Annotated in this window: 15 protein-coding genes; 9 read left to right on the top strand and 6 right to left on the bottom strand. The window is 60.9% G+C overall.

From position 1 onward, the window contains the following. Positions 1–144: 144 nt before the first annotated feature. The 4 genes from narI to ACTH3D_RS03125 are packed head-to-tail and all read right to left on the bottom strand — an operon-like array spanning position 145 to position 6965. Positions 145–822 (bottom strand): respiratory nitrate reductase subunit gamma, encoded by a 678-nt coding sequence (gene narI / locus ACTH3D_RS03110; RefSeq protein WP_441665146.1) that lies wholly within the window; start codon positions 820–822, stop codon positions 145–147. Then, complete coding sequence (narJ, locus tag ACTH3D_RS03115) at positions 819–1601, bottom strand: nitrate reductase molybdenum cofactor assembly chaperone (protein ID WP_441665148.1); 783 nt, start codon at positions 1599–1601, stop codon at positions 819–821. The genes narI and narJ overlap by 4 nt, the downstream gene beginning before the upstream one ends. Further along, positions 1594–3180: a nitrate reductase subunit beta gene (gene narH, locus ACTH3D_RS03120; protein ID WP_441665150.1), complete on the bottom strand. Its 1587-nt coding sequence runs from the start codon at positions 3178–3180 to the stop codon at positions 1594–1596. Before narH ends, narJ begins: the two co-directional genes overlap by 8 nt. After that, positions 3177–6965, bottom strand: a complete 3789-nt coding sequence (locus ACTH3D_RS03125) for a nitrate reductase subunit alpha (protein ID WP_441665152.1) — start codon at positions 6963–6965, stop codon at positions 3177–3179. The genes narH and ACTH3D_RS03125 overlap by 4 nt, the downstream gene beginning before the upstream one ends. A gap of 403 nt (positions 6966–7368) precedes the next feature. Between ACTH3D_RS03125 and ACTH3D_RS03130 the strand changes: the two genes are divergently transcribed. The 7 genes from ACTH3D_RS03130 (at position 7369) to ACTH3D_RS03160 (ending at position 15870) form a co-directional block, all read left to right on the top strand. After that, a complete protein-coding gene (locus ACTH3D_RS03130) occupies positions 7369–9336 on the top strand; it encodes a histidine kinase (protein ID WP_441665154.1) in 1968 nt (655 codons plus the stop codon). Further along, positions 9333–10034 carry a two-component system response regulator NarL gene (narL, locus tag ACTH3D_RS03135; protein WP_441665156.1) on the top strand — a complete coding sequence of 234 codons (702 nt, stop codon included), beginning with the start codon at positions 9333–9335 and terminating at the stop codon, positions 10032–10034. Before ACTH3D_RS03130 ends, narL begins: the two co-directional genes overlap by 4 nt. A 319-nt stretch (positions 10035–10353) precedes the next feature. Beyond that, on the top strand, positions 10354–11946 hold the full coding sequence (locus tag ACTH3D_RS03140; protein ID WP_441665158.1) for an antiporter: 1593 nt from the start codon (positions 10354–10356) through the stop codon (positions 11944–11946). 88 nt (positions 11947–12034) lie between these two features. After that, the gene (locus ACTH3D_RS03145; protein ID WP_441665160.1) at positions 12035–13309 is read left to right on the top strand and encodes an MFS transporter; all 1275 of its coding nucleotides are present in this window, start codon (positions 12035–12037) and stop codon (positions 13307–13309) included. Positions 13310–13523: 214 nt separating this feature from the next. After that, complete coding sequence (locus tag ACTH3D_RS03150) at positions 13524–14432, top strand: 3-keto-5-aminohexanoate cleavage protein (protein WP_441665162.1); 909 nt, start codon at positions 13524–13526, stop codon at positions 14430–14432. Further along, positions 14429–15415: an L-carnitine dehydrogenase gene (locus ACTH3D_RS03155; protein WP_441665164.1), complete on the top strand. Its 987-nt coding sequence runs from the start codon at positions 14429–14431 to the stop codon at positions 15413–15415. Before ACTH3D_RS03150 ends, ACTH3D_RS03155 begins: the two co-directional genes overlap by 4 nt. After that, complete coding sequence (locus tag ACTH3D_RS03160; RefSeq protein ID WP_441665166.1) at positions 15415–15870, top strand: thioesterase family protein; 456 nt, start codon at positions 15415–15417, stop codon at positions 15868–15870. The genes ACTH3D_RS03155 and ACTH3D_RS03160 overlap by 1 nt, the downstream gene beginning before the upstream one ends. 78 nt (positions 15871–15948) lie before the next feature. On the opposite strand, the gene ACTH3D_RS03165 is transcribed toward ACTH3D_RS03160, so the two are convergent. Beyond that, a complete protein-coding gene (locus ACTH3D_RS03165) occupies positions 15949–16977 on the bottom strand; it encodes a GlxA family transcriptional regulator (protein WP_441665168.1) in 1029 nt (342 codons plus the stop codon). Between the two features lie 130 nt (positions 16978–17107). On the opposite strand from ACTH3D_RS03165, the gene ACTH3D_RS03170 reads away from it, so the two are divergent. Next, positions 17108–18061: a GlxA family transcriptional regulator gene (locus ACTH3D_RS03170; protein WP_441665214.1), complete on the top strand. Its 954-nt coding sequence runs from the start codon at positions 17108–17110 to the stop codon at positions 18059–18061. A gap of 107 nt (positions 18062–18168) precedes the next feature. Continuing rightward, entirely contained in the window at positions 18169–19392 is a 1224-nt protein-coding gene (locus tag ACTH3D_RS03175; protein ID WP_441665216.1) for a TauD/TfdA family dioxygenase, read from the top strand. A gap of 15 nt (positions 19393–19407) precedes the next feature. On the opposite strand, the gene ACTH3D_RS03180 is transcribed toward ACTH3D_RS03175, so the two are convergent. Further along, on the bottom strand, positions 19408–20412 hold the full coding sequence (locus tag ACTH3D_RS03180; RefSeq protein WP_441665170.1) for a GlxA family transcriptional regulator: 1005 nt from the start codon (positions 20410–20412) through the stop codon (positions 19408–19410). Positions 20413–20454 lie beyond the last annotated feature (42 nt).

Here is a 20454-nt window from a genome sequence, read left to right on the forward strand (position 1 = left end):
GCCGGCGGAGTCTGCCGGGTGATACTGCATTTCCTGGGCGATCAGCGCCTCTTCGATGGTGGCGCCACCAACCCGCACAGGTGGTGGGCTTGCGCCCCCCGGCAGCTGCTCAATATCAATCATCTGCATGGTCATGTCCTCAAATCAGGCCCGGCGACGAACGATCTGGTAGCGGCGCGTGACGTAGCCAAAAGGCACACTCCACACATGCACCAGCCGCGTGAACGGGAACAGCAGAATGATGGTCAGGCCCAGCAGGATATGCAGCTTGTAGATCAGCCCCACACCGATCAGGTGCTCAGCAGCCCCACCCTGGAAGAACACGATGCCCTGTGCCCAGCCCGCCAGCTGTATCATCACGCCGCCATCCAGATGGCCCAGCGCGGGAATAATGGTCAGCAGACCCAGGCTGACCTGTACCACCAGCAATACGATGATCAGCGTATCCATCAGGCTGGAGCTGGCCTTGACCCGTGCATTAGTCAAACGACGGTAGGCCAGCATGGCACCACCAACCAGGCACATCACCCCGGCGATGCCACCTACCACAATGGCAATCACCTGTTTGGTACCGGCGCTCATGAAGGGGGCATACACCCAGTGCGGCGTCAGCAACCCGACCAGGTGACCAAAAAAGATCGTGATGATGCCTACGTGGAAGAGGTTGCTGGCCACGCGCATGTTGCGAGTGGTCAGCATCTGGCTCGAGCCGGCTTTCCAAGTGTACTGGCCGTGATCGAAGCGCATCAGGCTGCCGACCAAGAAGACTGTACCGGCAAGATAGGGGTAAAGCCCGAATAGCAAGGTATTGAAGTAGCTCATGACAGGTCTCCTTGAGGCTGCGGGCCGCTGGGGTCGAGGATCCGTACTGCCTCGCTGTGTGTGACATTGCGGCGCTCGGCCAACCGCCGGCCCTCGGCGGACTGCAGGGCGCAGTCCTCGTCAGAGTCGGCGGAAAAGCGCACCATTTCTTCTTCCCACACCGCATCCAGCGCCTCGGGGGTGTTATCCGGTTCCTCTTCGCGAACCTTCTGACGATGGACGTCTACCTCGGCCTCGGCACCGATCAGCGCCAGCAGCGCCAATGGCACCAGGGCGTGATCGGCCTTTCGCTCGTCCAGACGCGCGCTCAACAGCCCCAAGATATGCTGGATTTCGCCCAGCCAGCGGCCGATTTCAGCCTCCGCTCGGGTAGACAGATACTCCAAAAACAGCGGCAAATAGTCAGGCAGCTCCCGAGCGTCCAGCTCGAAGCCTGCCGCGCTGTATTCATTCATCAGATCGACCATGGCCTGGCCGCGGTCCCGCGACTCGCCGTGCACGTGCTCAAACAGCAATAGCGAGGTGGCCTTGCCCTTATCGAACAGCGCCACATACTCCGCCTGCAGGTCCATCAGCTCGGCTTCCATGAGCTGCTGGCACCAGCTCATCAGGCGCCCGCGCAGCATCGCGGACAACCGCCCTTCTGCCCCGATGATCTCGATCATCTCAGGAGCCGCCGCCTGCAGCTCCGCCGTGGGGTAATCGAGCAGGCGCGCCAGAACGCGCAGACTCAGCATGCCGGGCACCGGCTCGGATATTTTCATTGCGGCCTCACCCATGACGGACCTCCTCACTGTTTTTCTGCAGCTGCTGCTCGCTCTGGGCCTGGGGGTCAAAGGTCTCCACAGATTTGACCAGCGTCGCGTTGGTCTTGTGACCACCGAACAGGCTCTCGCCGCTGTCGCCGTGGCAACCATCACCAAAGCTGAAGCCGCAGCCGCCGCGCTCGGGGAAGGCCTCGGTGGCCATTTCACGATGGCTGGTGGGAATCACGAAGCGATCCTCGTAGTTAGCGATGGCCAGATAGCGGTACATGTCCTCTACCTGTTCCACGGTGAGGCCGACACCCTTGAGCACTTCAACGTTGGCTTCGCCTTCCACGTGCTTGCCGCGCATATACAGACGCATGGCCATCAGGCGCTTGAGCGCCAGCACTACCGGCTCTTCTTCACCAGCGGTGAGCATGTTGGCCAGGTATTTGACCGGAATGCGCAGCGACTCGATCTTCGGCATCACGCCGTCGAATTCCACCTTGCCCGCCTCAGCAGCAGACTGGATCGGCGACAGCGGCGGTACGTACCACACCATGGGCAAGGTGCGGTATTCCGGGTGCAGCGGCAGCGCCAGCCCCCAGTCCATGGCCAGCTTATAGACCGGGCTTTCCTGTGCGGCCTTGATCACATTGTCGGGAATGCCATCTTTCTTCGCCTGAGCGATGATTTCCGGGTCGTGTGGGTCGAGGAAAATCTCGCACTGGCGGTGGTAAAGGTCGCGCTCGTCCGGCGAGCTGGCCACTTCTTCGATGCGATCAGCGTCATACAGCATCACACCCAGGTAGCGGATGCGTCCCACGCAGGTTTCCGAGCAAATAGTCGGCTGGCCGACCTCGATACGCGGGTAGCAGAAGATGCACTTCTCGGACTTGCCGCTCTTCCAGTTATAGTAAATCTTCTTGTACGGGCAGCCGGAGATACACATCCGCCAGCCACGGCATTTGTCCTGATCGATCAGCACGATGCCGTCTTCTTCGCGCTTGTAGATTGCACCCGACGGGCACGAGGCCACGCAGGTCGGGTTGAGACAGTGCTCACACAGCCTGGGCAGATACATCATGAAAGTGTTTTCGAACTGGCCGTAGATATCGGCCTGCACGTTCTCGAAGTTCACATCACGGCGACGCTTGGCAAACTCGGTGCCAAGGATCTCCTCCCAGTTGGGACCCCACTCGATTTTCTTCATGCGCTCACCGGAAATCAGCGAGCGTGGTCGTGCGGTGGGCTGATGCTCACCCTGTTTGGCGGTATGCAGATGCTGGTAGTCGAAGGTGAACGGCTCGTAATAGTCGTCGATTTCCGGCAGGTCGGGGTTGGCAAAAATATTCGCCAATACCCGCCACTTGCCACCAATGCGCGGCTCGATCTTGCCGTCCTTGCGACGTAACCAGCCGCCACGCCACTTATTCTGGTTCTCCCACTCTTTGGGATAGCCGATGCCGGGCTTAGTCTCGACGTTGTTGAACCAGGCGTACTCCACACCCTCACGGCTGGTCCAGACGTTCTTACAGGTCACCGAGCAGGTGTGACAACCGATGCACTTGTCCAGGTTAAGGACCATGCCCACTTGGGAACGAATCTTCATTTGACGGCCTCCTGCGCGTAATCATTGCCTTCGCCATCCAGCCAGTCGATGTTCTTCATCTTGCGCACGATGACGAACTCGTCGCGGTTGGAGCCCACTGTGCCGTAGTAGTTAAAGCCGTAAGCCAGCTGGCCGTAGCCGCCGATCATGTGGGTCGGCTTGGGACAGATGCGGGTGACCGAGTTGTGGATACCGCCGCGGGTCCCGCTGATCTCGGAACCGGGAATGTTCACGATCCGCTCCTGGGCGTGATACATCATTGTCATGCCATTCTTGACCCGCTGACTGACCACGGCCCGTGCAGCAATGGCGCCGTTGGCGTTATAGACCTCGATCCAGTCGTTATCTTCAATGCCGACCGATCTCGCATCGTCCTCCGACAGCCAGATGATGGGGCCACCCCGCGACAGGGTCTGCATCAGCAGGTTGTCGGAGTAGGTGGAGTGGATACCCCACTTCTGGTGTGGCGTCAGGAAGTTGAGTGCGATTTCTGGGTTACCGTTGCTGGTCGGCTCGGACACGCTGGCTGCCGCCTTGGTATCAATCGGCGGACGATAGACCAGCAGGCTCTCGCCGAAGGCACGCATCCACGGGTGATCCTGGTACAGCTGCTGACGACCACTCACCGTGCGCCATGGAATCAGCTCATGCACGTTGGTGTAGCCGGCGTTGTAGGACACATGCTCGTCCTCAAGGCCAGACCACGTCGGGCTGGAGATGATCTTGCGCGGCTGGGCAACAATGTCGCGGAAGCGGATCTTCTCGTCTTCCTTGGGGTGTGCCAGGTGCGTGTGGTCGCGTCCGGTGATCTTAGACAGCGCGCCCCAGGCCTTCACCGCCACCTGGCCGTTGGTCTCCGGCGCCAGCGTGAGGATCATCTCCGCGGCATCGATGGCCGAATCGATCAGCGGACGCCCCTTATGCGGGCCGTCCAGCTTTCGGTGGTTCAGGTTGCCGAGCAGCTCGACTTCCGCGTCTGTATTCCAACTGATGCCCTTGCCACCGTTGCCGATCGACTCAAGCAGCGGCCCCACTGAGGTGAAGCGCTCATAGGTCTCGGGATAGTTGCGCTTGACCTCGACCAACGCCGGCATGGTCTTGCCGGGAATCGGCTCGCACTCGCCTTTTTTCCAGTCTTTGACGTCAAGCTGGGCCAGTTCAGCGGGAGAGTCGTGCTGGTGCGGCAAGGTAACCAGATCGGTTTCTTCGCCCAGATGCCCCACGCAGACCTTCGAGAACGCCCTGGCGATGCCCTTGTAGATTTCCCAATCGCTGCGCGATTCCCAGGCAGGGTCGGTCGCCGCGGTCAGCGGGTGGATGAACGGGTGCATATCAGAGGTGTTGAGGTCGTCCTTCTCGTACCAGGTGGCCGTAGGTAGCACCACATCGGAGTACAGACAGGTGGTGGACATTCGGAAATCCAGCGTCACCAGCAGGTCGACTTTGCCTTCCGGTGCCTCGTCGTGCCATTTCACTTCTTCTGGCTTGTTGCCACCGAATTCACCCAGATCCACGCCCTGAATACCGCTGCGCGTACCCATCAGGTACTTGAGCATGTACTCATGGCCCTTGCCCGAGCTGCCCAGCAGGTTGGAGCGCCAGATAAACAGGTTACGCGGGAAGTTCTGTGGGCTGTCAGGGTCTTCGGCGGCAAACGCTAGCTCGCCGCTCTTGAGCTGCTGTACGGCGTAGTCAGCGCTGCTCATGCCGGCATCTGCTGCGGTCTTGGCCAGACGCAGCGGGTTAGTATTGAGCTGAGGCGCAGACGGCAACCAGCCCATACGCTCGGCCCGCACGTTGAAGTCGATCAGGCTGCCGGGGTAATCCTCGGCCTTGGCCAGCGGCGACAGGATTTCCTTGATCTCAAGCTTCTCATAGCGCCACTGCGAGGAGTGGTTATAGAAAAACGAGGTGCCATTCATATGGCGCGGCGGGCGCTGCCAGTCCAGCCCGAAGGCCAGTGGTGTCCAGCCGGTCTGCGGGCGTAGTTTTTCCTGCCCCACATAGTGCGACCAGCCGCCACCGCTCTGGCCGATACAGCCGCACATGATCAGCATGTTGATCAGGCCACGGTAGTTCATGTCCATGTGGTACCAGTGGTTCATACCGGCACCGACAATGATCATTGAGCGACCCTGAGTCTTGTCGGCGTTGTCGGCGAACTCACGGGCAATACGCAGGCACTGATCGGCCGGCACGCCGGTGATTTTTTCCTGCCAGGCCGGGGTGTAGGGCTTAATCTGATCGTAACTGGTCGCTCCGTCGTCTTCTGCACCCTTACCGTCGGCGCTCTTAAAGCCTCGGTCGATGCCGTAGTTGGCACACATCAGGTCGAAAACGGTAACCACGCGCACCGTGTTGCCATCGGCCATTTCCAGATGCTTGACCGGCAGGTTGTGGAACAACAGTTCGTTGCTGGCCCCTTCCAGCTCAACGCGCGGGAAATGTTCGCGGTCGATGCCGCCGAAGTACGGGAAAGCAACGCTGGCAATCTCGTCATGGCGCTCGGCCAGGCTCAGCAGCGGCTTGATCTCGGCGCCGCCGGCATCCAGCGACTCCAGATTCCACTTGCCGACTTCATCACCGGTCTCGCCCCAGCGGAAGCCGATGGAGCCGCGCGGTACCACCAGTCGATCGCTGGTTTCATCCCATACCAAGGTCTTCCACTCAGGATTGTTGGCCTGGCCCAGGTTGTCGGCGATGTCGCTAGCGCGCAGCTGACGGCCCGGCGCATAGCTACCGTCTTCGCGAGCCTCAAGCTCAACCAGGCACGGCATATCGGTATAACGGCGCACATAGTCGGTGAAGTAGCTGCTGGGCTTCTCAAGGTGGAACTCCTTAAGAATGACGTGACCCATAGCCATCGCCAGGGCGGCATCGGTGCCCTGCTTGGCACTCATCCACTCATCGGTGAGCTTGGAGACTTCTGAATAATCCGGGGTGACCGAAACGGTCTTGGTGCCCTTGTAGCGCACCTCGGTAAAAAAGTGGGCGTCTGGTGTGCGCGTCTGCGGTACGTTAGAGCCCCAGGCGATGATGTAGCCGGAGTTGTACCAGTCAGCGGACTCCGGCACGTCAGTCTGTTCGCCCCAGGTCTGGGGGCTGGCCGGCGGCAGATCGCAGTACCAGTCATAGAACGACAGGCAGACACCGCCGATCAGCGACAGGTAACGGGCACCGGACGCGTAACTGACCATCGACATGGCAGGAATCGGCGAGAAGCCGATAATGCGGTCCGGGCCATACTGTTTAGCGGTATAGACGTTGGACGCGGCGATCAGCTCGTTAAGCTCGTCCCAGTCGGCACGCACAAAGCCGCCCATGCCCCGGGCGCGCTTGTACTGCTTGGCCTTGGCCGGGTCTTCAACAATCGATTGCCAGGCATCCACCGGGTCTTTCTTCTCGGCCAGCGCTTCGCGCCACAGTTTTAGCAGTGGCTTGCGCACCAGCGGATACTTGAGGCGGTTGGCGCTGTACATGTACCACGAATAGCTAGCACCACGCGGGCAGCCGCGCGGCTCGTGGTTGGGCAGGTCGGGGCGCGTGCGCGGGTAGTCGGTCTGCTGGGTTTCCCAGGTGACCAGCCCGTTCTTGACGTAGATTTTCCAACTGCACGAACCGGTACAGTTTACCCCATGGGTTGAGCGTACGATCCTATCGTGCTGCCAGCGCTGGCGGTAACTGTTCTCCCAGCTGCGAGATTCCTCACGCATTTCGCCGTGGTCATTGGCGAAGGGTTCACGGGCCTTGCGGAAGAAGTTCAGCCGGTCAATAAAGTGACTCATGGTCGCTCTCCAGGCTCCTCAAAAAATATGTGACCCAGTGGGCCACCCCTCCTGCACTGCTGCCGTGAAACATTCGACAGCCAGGGTCATTACTGGCAATTCTGTAGCAAGGCCGAGCCGAATACTGCGTGGTTACCTCCATATACATGGGCTCTACCCCCAAGGTGATACAGCGCCTGGCGCACAGTCTCCAAAGGCCCACGGCCTGCTTGCAACGTCCGAGATGACTAAGCGACGGGCTTCACCACGCCCGGTGACATGGTTCAAACAAGCGGCCCTGCAGCACCCGGGGCTCACCTTCGCACACATAAAGCGCATAAACAGTGCATCTTTAAGGCAGGGACGGTACTCACTAGGGTATAGTGTGAAATGTAAAATTTTTAACTGGGAGTCAGCCGCAGCAATGAAGTTACTGCAACGCTCTCTGGTGGCAAGAATCAGCGCATCGCTGTTGTCGATCAGTGCCCTGGCGCTGATCAGCATTGTGGTCACCATGATAGTAGCCAGCAGCAACAGCGGTGATGCGGCAGCCATCAACCAGGCGGGTTCGCTGCGCATGCACGCTTTCCAAGTTGTTGTGGCCCTGCAGCGCTACGAAAAGGACCCATCCGAGCTGCGCCACCAGCGTGTTCAAGAGCTGGCCGCTCAGTTTCGCTCACAACTGGAAGACAGTCGCCTTGTTGCGGCGCTGCCAAATGATGAAAGCCACAAGATGCAGCTTCAGCACCGACAGCTGCAGGATCGTTGGAGCAATGAACTGACGCCACTGGTCAATCAGGCCCTGGCCAGCACCTCGGTGCCGATTGAAGCCTTACGGGTGGCACTCTTTGATCTGGTTGAGGATATCGATAGTCTGGTCAACGAACTTGAGCACAGCAGCGAAAGCAAAATCCGCCTGCTTAGCGCACTGCAGATCCTGTTTCTGCTACTGACCGGCGCAATGGTCGCCATCGCGCTGTACGACATCCGTCATAACCTGGTGCAACCACTGCGTCAGTTGGTAGTTATGGCGCGTGAGGCTGGCCGACGCCGCTTCGAGTATCGCAGCGAGCTAACCGGCAGTGACGAGCTGGCGATGCTCGGCCAGACCTTCAACACCATGGCCACCGAACTCGCCACCAGCTATGCCGAGCTGGAAGAGCGCGTGGCTCACCGCCAGGCTGAGCTGGAAACCAGTAATCAGGCCATGCAGATATTGCACGACGGCAGCCGAGCGCTGTATGGCGGCGGCAACGACCTGTGCGCCAGCGCCGCGCCGATGCTTCGCCAGCTTGAGCAGCTACTGGGCATCGGCCCTTTCCATCTGTCGCTGCATGACACCTTCACTAATCTCGACGTGCAGATACTGGCCACCCAATCGGCGGAGCGCCCGACGTTCTGCCATGATTTCGAGTGCCATGCCTGCTTGCTCAAAAGTGCCGACCAGGACATCACCAGCAGCGCCTCGTTGCGCCTGCCAGTCAGTATCGGCAACACCCCACTGGGCACTCTGGAGGTCGGTTATCCAGCCAATCAACCACTGACAGATAACACCCGCCAGCTGCTCAATGCGCTCACCGATCAGCTCGCCACCGCGGTATACCTGCAGCGGCGCATCGAGCAGCAACAGCAGGTTACGCTGATCAACGAGCGCACTATTATTGCCCGGGAGCTGCACGACTCACTGGCGCAATCGCTGTCGTACCTCAAGATGCAGGTCGCCCGGCTCGAACGCATGCAGGCCAAGGGCATGCCGAAAGAAACCCAGGCCGCGGTGTTCGACGAACTGCGCACTGGCCTGGACAGCGCTTACCGCCAGCTGCGCGAACTGCTGACCACCTTCCGCCTCAAACTTGAAGGCGCGGGACTGGCCAGCGCTCTGCAGCAGACCACTGAAGAATTCAGCCTGCGGCTGGGGTTCAGCATCGAGCTCAAGCTCGACATCCCCCCCTACCTGCTCAGCCCAAGCGAGGAAATCCACGTACTGCAAGTGGTTCGCGAGGCGCTGGCCAATATCCACAAGCACGCCAAGGCGCACTGGGCCTGTGTATCGGTGTGCTTCAGACAGGCGCAGGTAATCGTCAGCATCGAGGACGACGGCGTTGGCTTTGCCAGTGACGATTCACCCCCGATGCACTACGGCCTGATCATCATGCGTGACCGCAGCGAAACCCTGGGGGGCGAGCTATCCCTGGCCAACCGCCCTGGGGGCGGTGCTCGGGTAACGCTCAGCTTTCTGCCGCATACCGCCCGCCTGATTGCCCACCAACCTGCCAGCAGCGAGCCGGTGGCTTCCACCACGTCTCCGGATAACACAGACAACTCCTCAGACAGCCCTTTAAATCGTTCTTCAAATAGCACTTCAAACAACTCGCATAGGAGTTCGCCATGACTCGCCCCACGCCAGCCGCTCCAATTGACAGTGCCGCTACTGACAGCGCCGCGACCCTCCTGATTATTGACGATCATCCGCTGCTCAGGCGTGGTGTCGCTCAACTGCTGGAGCTGGAGGACGACCTGATGCTGATCGGCGAGGCTGGCCAGCCCGAGGAAGGTATTCGTCTAGCTCTGGAGATGGACCCCGACCTGATCCTGCTCGACCTCAACATGCCTGGCATGGACGGTATCGCCACGCTCAAGCGGTTGCGCGAAAACGATTTTGCTGGCCGCGTGGTGATGTTCACCGTGTCAAACCAGGAAGATGACGTGGTGGCTGCGCTGCGTAACGGTGCCGATGGCTATCTGCTCAAGGACATGGATCCTGACGAGATGGTGCACCAACTGCGCCAGGCCGCCCTGGGCCGCATGGCCATCAGCGACAGCCTGACAACACTGCTGGCTGAGGCGCTGCGCAGCCAACGCAGCCAGCCCAACGAGCCGGATATCCACAGCCTCACCCAGCGCGAGCGCGAGATCCTGAGCGAGCTGGCTGCCGGGCTGTCCAACAAGATGATTGCCCGCAAGCTCGATATCACCGAAGGCACGGTCAAGGTGCACGTCAAGCACCTGCTCAAGAAACTCAACCTGCGCTCGCGGGTCGAGGCAGCGGTATGGGCAGTACAGGCAGGCGTTGATAGAGTGAACACCTGACGACAACGGTCTGAGCCCTGTCCTCAAACCCTGTTTTTCAGCTCGTGTCGCCGACTCTGTGTGGATACCTCCAAAGACTTCCAGGGCAACTTTCACACCTAACACGATCGGCAAAAAAACAGCAAACTACATATAAAACAACTATCTACATAAAAACCTCTTCTACCCCTCAGGAGGTATCCGGCGCGTATTCAGCGTTTTTCGGGGCATATCTCCACGCACGCGCGACGCGTATCTTTGGCCACAAAGCTCCACTCCTTGATTCCCGTCAATCCGGTTCAAGGCAACGGGCGCCACGCAAGCGTTAAGGGGACCGACCATGGCCAGAAAGAATGCCGACATCGAACACTGGGATGTTGAAAACGAGGAGTTCTGGGAGAGTACCGGCAAAAAGATTGCCAACCGCAACCTGTGGATCTCCATACCCAGCCTGCTGATGGGCTTCGCCATCTGGCTGATGTGGGGCATGATCACCGCCCAGATGCAGAACCTTGGCTTCCCCTTCACGGTGGACCAGCTGTTCACCCTGACCGCCATCGGCGGACTGGCCGGCGCCACCCTGCGCATTCCGGCGTCGTTCATGATCCGCATTGCCGGTGGTCGTAACACGATCTTCCTGACCACGGCGCTTTTGATGATCCCAGCGCTGGGCACCGGCATTGCGCTGATGAATCCTGGAACACCGTTCTGGATCTTCCAGGCGCTGGCGCTACTTTCCGGCATCGGCGGTGGTAACTTCGCCTGCTCGATGAGTAACATCTCCAGCTTCTTTCCCAAGCAACAGCAGGGCTACGCGCTGGGCATGAACGCGGGGCTGGGCAACTTCGGCGTGACCACCATGCAGATCTTGATTCCGCTGGTGATGACCGTCGGCCTGTTTGGTGCCCTGGGCGGCGAGCCCATGGCCCTGACCAAGGCCAGCGGCACGCTGATCGGGCGCATTGAAGCCGGTACCGACACCTGGATCCAGAACGCTGGCTTCATCTGGCTGGGCTTTCTTATCCTGCTGGGTTTTGCCGGCTGGTTCGGCATGAACAACCTCAAGCCCATTTCCCCCCAGACCGGCAACCCGGCCTCGGCCTTCGGCAAGATCCTCGGGCTCTACGCGCTGGGCATGATTGCCACCGTGGTCGGCATGCTAGCGCTGGATTGGATCAACATGTGGCTGGCACTGCCGCTGACCATCCTGCTGACCCTGGGCCTGTTATTGCTGCTGCCCGGTGCCATCAAGACCAGCATCAAGAATCAGTACCGGATCTTCCGCGACAAGCACACCTGGGCGATGACCATCATCTACACCGCCACCTTTGGTTCTTTCATCGGCTTCTCCGCCGCCCTGCCACTGTCGATCACCGTGATCTTCGGCAACATGATGGAGGTGGCCGCCGATGGAAGCGTGACCCGCATCGCCAACCCTGACGCGCCCAGTGCCCTGACCTGGGCGTGGATGGGACCTTTTGTTGGTGCGTTGATTCGCCCGGTGGGCGGCTGGATTTCCGACAAACTGGGCGGCGCCATCGTTACCCAGATCATCTCGGTGATCATGGTGGTCGCCTCCATCGCCGTCGGCTATGTGATGATGCTGGCCTACAACGCCAGCAACCCGAACCAGTATTTCTGGATGTTCCTGCTGCTGTTCATCGTGCTGTTCGCCGCCAGCGGCATCGGCAACGGCTCCACTTTCCGCAGCATCGGGGTAATTTTCGATATCCAGCAGAAAGGCCCAGTGCTTGGCTGGACCTCTGCCGTGGCCGCCTACGGTGCCTTTATCGCCCCGCGAGTGATTGGCGATCAGATCAAAGCCGGCACGCCGGAAATGGCGATGTACGGCTTTGCCGCCTTCTACGCGATATGTCTTGTCGTCAATTGGTGGTTCTACCTGCGCGGCAACGCCTACGTGAAGAACCCCTGAGTCACGATCTTTTCAAGGTCAGTTTTCAGGCCGGCTTTCCTGCGTATACGCCGGCCTTCCCCCTTCCGCGGTTGACTGAGGAGCACCCATGGCTTCCCAACGTTTCAAGCAGTATTCGGTGCTGGTGGCCAACACCTTCGCCTTCACCATGTGCTTCATGGTGTGGACGATGTTTGGCGAGATCGGCGTACCCATCGCCGCTGAGCTGGGGCTTAACGACACCCAGTTCGGCATCCTGGCCGCCGTACCCATTCTTACCGGCTCACTGACCCGCCTCCCGCTGGGCGCCATGACTGACCGTTACGGCGGACGGCCGGTGTTCTTCCTCATCCTGCTGTGCGTGGTGCCGGCGATCTGGTTCGTGCAGTTCGCCACCCAATACTGGCAGCTGCTGGTGCTGGGCGCTTTCATCGGCCTGGCCGGCGGTAGCTTCTCGGTGGGCATTACCTATACCGCCAAGTGGTTCGAGAAGGACCGCCAGGGCCTGGCCATGGGCATCTTCGGTGCCGGCAACGCCGGTGCCGCAGTAACCAAGTTCATCGCACCGACAGTCATCGTGGTGCTCAGCTGGCAGGCGGTACCCAACATCTACGCCGCCATCATGCTGATCACCGCCATCATTTTCTGGTTCTTCACCTTCTCCAACCCGGCCCATCGCAGCGCCAGCAAGGTGCCGCTGCGTGAACAGCTGCGCGTACTCAACGATCCCAAGGTATGGAAATACTGCCAGTACTATTCGGTAGTATTCGGCGGCTATGTCGGCGTGTCGCTGTGGCTGACCCGCTACTACATGAGCGAATACGGCATGGGTATCCAGCTGGCCGCGCTGATCGCCACCATCTTCGTGCTGCCATCGGGCGTGATCCGCGCCTTCGGCGGCTGGCTGTCTGACCGTTTCGGTGCCCACACTGTCACCTGGTCGTGCATGTGGGCCAGCCTGATTGCGCTGTTCATCATGTCCTACCCCGAAACCCAGTACAGTGTGGCGGGCGCCGGTGGCGAAGGCATGGTGCAATTCGGCTTCGGCATTCCTATCTGGCTGTTCACTGCGGCGCTATTTGTCGTGGGTATCGCTTGGGGTATCGGCAAGGCGTCAGTATTCAAGTACCTGTCCAACGAATACACCGAAAATTTAGGCATGGTATCAGGCATTGTCGGCCTGGCCGGCGGCCTCGGTGGCTTTCTGCTGCCAATCATGTTCGGCGCCCTGGTCGACCTGACCGGCGTGGCCACCACCGTGTGGATGCTGTGCTTTGGCGTAACCCTGGTATCCATCATCTGGATGTGGTGGACCGAACGGCGTGCCCCGGTGCTGACCCGCGCCTCACAATCCGGCACGCAAGATGACACCGTAAGGACCTAGACACCTACCGACAGTATTGGATATCTCTTCCAACAAGGGGCGCAGTTGACCTAACGACTCGCGCCCCTCTATTTCCTGCGACAGAAAAACACACCGACTTTATTCAAACTCCCCCAATGCTTTGACGCATTACGGCAACGATATGTCCTATTCTGCACACTGACAGCCCGACATTCAGGCGACAATCCCTGCAATCTTTCGCAAGGAGCACGCCATGAACCGTAATGTCATCCTGACCTGCGCCGTGACCGGCGCTGGTGATACCACCAGCAAAAACCCTAATGTTCCGGTAACCCCGCAACAGATCGCCGACAGCTGCATCGAAGCCGCCCGTGCGGGCGCCAGCGTGGCGCACATCCACGTGCGCGACCCGGAAACAGGCGGCGTCAGCCATTCGCTGGACCACTACCGCGAGGTCATGCAGCGGGTGCGCGAAGCGGATACTGACATCGTCATGAACATCACGGCTGGCGGCGGCGGCGACTGGATTCCCGACGTCGAGGACCCGACCCGCGGCGGCCCGGGCACCTGCATTCAGACGCCAGCGGAGCGCCACGCTCCGGTGGGCGAGCTACTGCCAGAGATGTGCACCCTGGACTGCGGCAGCCTCAACTTCGGCGACATGGTGTATATCAACACTGCGGACTGGCTGCGCGAGCATGCGCGTCTGGTACAGGCGGCCGGCGTCAAGCCAGAGCTCGAATGCTTCGACCTGGGCCACGTACGCTTTGCGCGCCAGCTGCATCAGGAAGGGCTGATCGACGACGACCCGCTGTTCCAACTGTGCCTGGGCATCCCCTGGGGGGCTGAAGCCGACGCTGAAACCATGCTCACCATGCGCAACAAACTACCGGAAAACGCCAACTGGGCCGCCTTCGGCATCGGGCGCCTGCAGATGCCGATGGTGGCACAGGCCATGCTGCTTGGCGGCCATGCCCGTGTTGGACTGGAAGATAACCTGATGCTCAAAAAGGGCGTACTGGCCACGAATGGCAGCCTGGTCGAGAAAGCCGGTGACATCATCGAAAACCTCGGTGGACGCCTCATGACACCGGCCGAGACGCGCAAGCACCTGAAACTGCGTGACCCCGCCACGGGCAACATTCCGGGAGGCCAGGCATGAGCGAGCAGACGATCAGCAAGCAAACGACAAACAAGCAGCTTTCCATCATCGGCACCGGCGTGATCGGCAACGGCTGGATCGCCCGGGCACTGGCCCAGGGCTGGGACGTGGTCGCCTTCGACCCGGCCCCGGATGCCGAAGCACACAGCCGCAAAGCGGTGGCGCACGCCTGGCCAGCACTGGAAAAGCTGGGCCTGGCAGACAACGCCAGCCAGCAGCGGCTGCACTTCGTCGACAGCCTGGAAGCAGCAGTAGAAAACGCCGACCTGGTACAGGAAAACGTGCCAGAGCGTCTCGAGCTCAAGCATGAGATTCTCGCTCGGTTGGACGCGGCCACCGCCACCGAGACCGTCATTGGTTCGTCCACGTCGGGCTTCAAGCCCACCGACCTGCAGCAGGACTGCACCCGGGCGCCGGGGCGCGTCATCGTCGCCCACCCGTTCAACCCGGTCTACCTGCTGCCGCTAGTGGAGCTGGTCGGCGGTGAAGCCACGACACCTGAGCAGCTCGACGCCGCCCAGGCGCTGTACCAGCAGCTCGCCATGCGCCCGCTGATCGTGCGCAAGGAGATCGAAGGTCACATCGCCGATCGCCTGATGGAGGCGCTGTGGCGCGAGGCGCTGCACCTGGTCAACGATGGCGTGGCCACCACCGAGGAAATCGACGCGGCAGTAGTCTACGGCTGTGGGCTGCGTTGGTCGCTGATGGGCACCTTCCTGACCTTCCACCTGGCTGGCGGTGACGCCGGTATGCGCCACATGCTCGAACAGTTCGGCCCGGCGCTGAAGCTGCCCTGGACCAAGCTGGAAGCCCCGGAGCTCACTGACGAGCTCATCGACAAGGTCGTTGATGGCTGCGAACACCAAGCCGCCGGACGGCCGGTCAGTGAACTGGCCGAGCGCCGCGACGACTTCCTGATCGAACTGCTCGATCTGGTGCAGAAGTACTGGCCCGAAGCCGAAGGCCTGGAAGGACGGATCTGATGCGCATCTTGGATACTCACGTCGCCCCCGCGTGGGTCGACTACAACGGCCATATGAACGACGCGGAATATGCCCGCGTCTTTTCCCTGGCGCTGGAAGCCCTGATGGACCATATCGGTCTGGATGAAGCGGGGCGTGCCCAGCATGCCTATACGATCTACACCCTGGAAACCCATCTCTGCTATCGCCAGGAAGCCCACGAGGGCCAGGCACTGGGTGTTGATGTGACCGTGCTAGATAAAGATGCCAAACGGCTGCATGTGTTCATGGAAATGCTCGACCAGGAAGGCCAGTGTGTGGCCACCAGCGAGCAGATGCTGATGGGAATGGACACCAGCAGCGGCCGTCCAGCGCCTTTCCCAACCTCGGTAGCAGGGCAGATAGAGCAGCTGCCACACACCGACTCAGCGCAATGGCCTACGCTGGCCGGGCGCAAAATCGGCATTCGTCGATAGTGGAACTTGCCACCTTTATCTAGCGCTTCGAAGCAGGGTTAGCGACTCTTGAAGGAGCCGCCACCTAAGGATGCACCGCTACTCTCCCGGGCAGATATCCTTGCCCTTCCTTGGTGTCGCACCGGAGGGAGTAGCACTACCGAGCGTTACACCACGCGCCTGACGCGGCGACATGGCATAGTGGCTACGAAACGACCGCGACAGGCTTGAACTCGACTTGAAGCCGCAGGCCAGCCCTACCGCGAGGATCTCCAGGTCGGTTTCCTCCAGCAGATAACGCGCCCGTTCCAGGCGCAGCGCCAGATACTGACGCTGCGGGGAGGTGCCCAGCGTCTCCCGGAACAACCGCTGCAGCTGACGCAGTGAGACACCGCTGCGACAGGCGATGTCAGTCAGCGCCAGCGGGGTTTCCAAGTGGGTTTCCATCAGGCTCACGGCGTTGATTAAGCGCCGGTTATGCGTGCCCAAACGCCGAGCTAACGTCATGCGCTGCTGGTCGTGGTGGGTGCGAATACGCGCGTGCACCAGCTGTTCAGACACGTCCACCGCCAACCGCTGCCCATAGCGGTGCGCAATGATATGCAGCGCCATGTCCATGGCCGCCGTGCCGCCTGCACAGGAAAAGCGCTGCGCACCAAACTCGAACAGCTCGTCAGACGTGGCGATGGCCGGAAAGCGTTCATGAAAGGCCGGCAGGCTTTCCCAATGCAGCGTCACCCGCTCGCCGTCCAGCAGACCGGCGGCGGCCAGCACGAAGCAACCGGTATCTAACCCACCCAGGGCTCCTCCGGCAGCCTCAATGCGATGAAGCCAGCGAACCAGCGCCCGACTCAGATAACGTTCAGGGTCAAAGCCACTGCATACCGCCAGCGACGATAGTGAATGCACCTGGTCGATGGATTGATCGGCCAGCAGCGTCATGCCGTTGGAGGCCGTCACCGGGCCACCGTCTTCACTGATCAGCGTCCAGTCAAACAACGGTCGCCCACTGATACGGTTGGCGATGCGCAGCGGCTCCACGGCCGAGAAAAATGCCATCATTGAGAAGCGCGGCAGTAACAAAAACCCCATTGGCTCGGGTGTAGGGCCGAAGTAATCAAGGCGCATGGCACAAACCGTAACAATACAGGAGGCTGTATAGTGGCCGCTTGGCGCAAACCGGACAAGGGCATCATTGCAACCGTCCACGCAGCCTCTACAATCGATGCAACAACGCCACATCGCCTATCCCACGCTCATGAGACTCCATCCCCCCGCTCACTCACCAGAGCGAATCGGCTTTTTACTGCTACCACGCTTTGCCATGGTCGCTTTCTTCTCGGCCGTGGAGCCGCTGCGCATCGCCAACCGTATCAGCGGACAGGCGTTGTTCGACTGGAACATCATCAGCCAGGACGGTGGCCCGGTGACGGCCTCCAACGGCATGACCCTGGACGTTGATCATGCCATGGCCGCAGCACCCAGCGTGCCTAGTTTAGCGGTGTGCGCCAGCTTTTCCCCAGATGCTTCCATCAACCCAGCCATGCTCGACTGGCTGCGCGAACGCGCCGCTGCGGGCTGTGTTCTCGGCGGAATGGACACCGGCTGCTTCGCACTGGCCGCCGCCGGTCTGCTCGATGGCCAGACCGTGACCCTGCACTGGGAATCCCTGCCCGAATTCCGCGCGCGTTACCCCCATGTTGACGCCGTCGAATCGGTCTTTGAAATCACCCCCGAGAGCTTCTCCTGCGCCGGGGGCAGCGCGGCTATCGACATGAGCCTTGACCTGATTCGCCGGCGCCATGGTGACCGTCTGGTCAAGCGTGTTCGCGAACAGCTGATTCACGATCCCGGACGCCGACTGGCCAGCCGCCAACGCACGCCTGAGCGACCTGACAACCCCACGGTGCAAACGGCCATCGACCTGATGGAGGCCAACCTGGAAACTCCGATTGCCATCGCCGAGCTGGCCGCCAGGCTCAACCTCTCGTGGCGCAACCTGGAGCGTCTGTTCGCCCGTCACCTGGATAGCTCGCCACAACGCGTCTATCTCGACAAGCGGCTGAGTCATGCCCTGCGATTATTGCGCGAGACGCACCACAGTGTGATGGATATTGCGCTGGCCTGTGGCTTTGCCTCAGCCTCAAGCTTTACTCGCGCCTTTCGCCGTCGCCACGGCATGACGCCCAGCGCCTGGCGACAATTACCCTGACCGGCTGTCGAATTGTGCACATCTATCGTCGAATACTGTGGTGAACCCCTGACCTCCCACTGACATCCTGTGGCGTTCCCATGATGACGCCCAGGAGTTTTTCCATGATGCACAGCGAACTACCGCTAACGCCCGATTACGATGCCTGGCCGGTAGACACCAAGCTCGTCGACGTTTCGTTTACCCCACGCTTGGTTACGGTGCACTGGAGCGATGGCCGCGTCAGCCGCTATCACAGCGTCTGGCTACGCGAAAACGCCGCCGATGATTCCACTGTCAACCCGGCCACCCGGGAACGCATTCTCGACCTCTCTGCCCTGTCGGCCTGGCCGGAAGTCACCGCCGCCGAGCTCGACGAGGCCGGTGCGCTGTGCATCACCTTCAGCCCCGAAGATCGCCACCTGCGCTTCCACCCCGGCTGGCTGCGTGCCCATGACTACGACAACGCCGAAGACCCCGAGGCACCGTTGGTACCAGTCACCCACTGGCTTGGCGGCAGCGATGTCGGCCCCGACACCTTGGACGCCAGCGGCCTGCTAGATACCCAACCGGGCAGCGACGCCGAAGAAGCCATTCTCGCCCCGGCGCTGGAAAGCGTACTCGGCAAGGGCCTGGTGCGACTGCGCAACCTGCCTACCGAGCCCGACTCCATCGCGTCGCTGGCCCGGCGCATCGGCCCAGTACGGCCGACCAACTTTGGCCAACTGTTCGACGTCAAGGCCAAGCCCGACCCGGACTCCAACGCCTATACGTCGATTGCCCTGCCGCCCCACGTCGACCTGCCCACCCGCGAGTATCATCCGGGCCTGCAGATGCTCTACTGCCTGGAGAACAGCGTGCAAGGCGGTCAGGCCGTGATGATGGACGGCTTTGCCATCGCCGAGGCCCTGCGCGACCGCCACCCGGACGCCTGGGAAACGCTGACCCGGGTGCGCTGGTGCTATGCCAATACCGCACGCACCACGGACTACGTCTGGTTCGAGCCGATGATTCGTCTTGACGCGCGCGGCGAACTGCTCGAGGTACGCATCGCCGACTTCCTGCGTGGCCCACTGCAAACCGCCTTTGACGACGTCGAGCCAGCCTATGAAGCATTAATCACCCTGCAGCGGCTGCTGCGCGACCCGGCGTTCGCCATCCGCTTCACCTACCACCCCGGCGACGTGGTCATCTTCGACAACCGCCGCCTGCTGCACGCCCGGGACGCCTTCGAGGGCAGTACCGGTCATCGCTGGCTGCAGGGCTGTTACATGGAACGTGACGAGGTGCGTTCGCGCTATCGCATGATCCAGCGCACCCGCCGTCAGCGTCGCCTGGACGCCCACTCCTGACGCTCGCCAAATGCGTCAGCTCACCTCCCGGGCCGCCGTTTCCCGGGGGGACTCTGCGAAGCGGGCCCGATAGGCCCGTGAAAAATGCGCCAAATGCTGGAACCCCGTGGCCACAGCAGCTTCCGTTGCCCGGCAGCCGCTACCCGCCAACAGCTGCTGAGCCCGGTCCAGTCGCATCGCTAGATAGCACTGCTTGGGAGTTTCGCCAAAACAGGCTCGGAATTGACGCGTCAACTGACGCTGTGACAGACCTACTCGCCGACAGATTTCAGGGATCGGCAATGTTCTGGCCATATTCGCCTCCATCACCGTCAAACTCTTTACCACGCTGCGCGGCAGATGTGCATAACGCGTATCGAGGTCCAGCGGCGAGCGCTCATGGCGCTGATAGATCAACTGACGGCCCACGGCATCAGCCAGCGCTGGCCCGTACGCGATCCCGATCCAGGCAAGCATCATGTCAAGACTCGCCACGCCTCCTCCTCCGGTGAGTCGCTTGGCATTGAGCTCGTAATACGACGAACTGACGTCAAGATGAGGAAACTCCCGGCGAAAGGCCGGCACGCTCTCCCAGTGCAGCGCTACCTGATAGCCCTCCAGCACTCCGGCGCGCGCCAGAATGAAAGGCGCAGTGTCCAGCCCCCCAAGCCAGCCCCCGTGAGCCGCAACACGCCGCAGCACGGCACGCTCCTGAGCACCAACGTCGGCTTCGGGCTGATAGGAGGACACCACCATCAAACTGGCGTCGTCGGGTACACCCTCCAGCGCACCATCTACCTCAATACGTACGCCGTTACTGGCAACCACCCCCTCGCCGTCGCGCGAACGCAGCCGCCAGGCAAAGAGGTCGCTACCGAAGCGGTTCGCTACCCGCAGCGGCTCCAATAGACAGAACAGCGTCAACATCGAAAAGCTGGGCACCACCCAGACATCTAGGGTGTGCTCGGCCTGCTCGGGGGAAAGAAGCGGCGGCGAATCGGGGCGCGGATAGGGCCAGCTCGGATCAGATATGTCACTCATGGCTAAAATGATCAACAAAAAGTCGACTTTTATCAAGCCAGT

This window comes from Halomonas sp. (assembly GCF_052095765.1).
Classification (GTDB): domain Bacteria; phylum Pseudomonadota; class Gammaproteobacteria; order Pseudomonadales; family Halomonadaceae; genus Halomonas.